Genomic DNA, 284 nt, shown 5'->3' on the forward strand with positions numbered 1-284 from the left:
GCGATTTCCTCTGCGGAGATGAAGACATCCCACTGATAAGTTTCTGTTTCTGAGAAGGACTGCTCCCTTGGGTCATGAAGCCTTTTGAAAATATCATCCTGGATCAGGATCGTCGTGTACTGGTAATACCACGTCGTGGTGAATGACTGCTGGTAGGTGTCAGTGATTCCATCCTTCGCCGTGCTTGTGTTGACCAGCATGATTTCCGATGGCACTGGTTTCGGTGATGTGCCCGGATAGACTGGCTCCCAATATTCATGGGTATTGGTACCCACCTGGATCAG

At 49.6% G+C, this 284-nt stretch carries 1 protein-coding gene; it reads right to left on the reverse strand.

Annotated elements, in window-relative coordinates; all coding sequences use genetic code 11:
- The coding region (locus FS736_RS24630; RefSeq protein ID WP_186326920.1) for a hypothetical protein at positions 1 to 284 on the reverse strand (284 nt) is incomplete at both ends.

Source organism: Cytobacillus oceanisediminis 2691 (assembly GCF_007678455.1).
GTDB classification, from domain to species: Bacteria; Bacillota; Bacilli; order Bacillales; family Cytobacillaceae; genus Mesobacillus; species Mesobacillus oceanisediminis_A.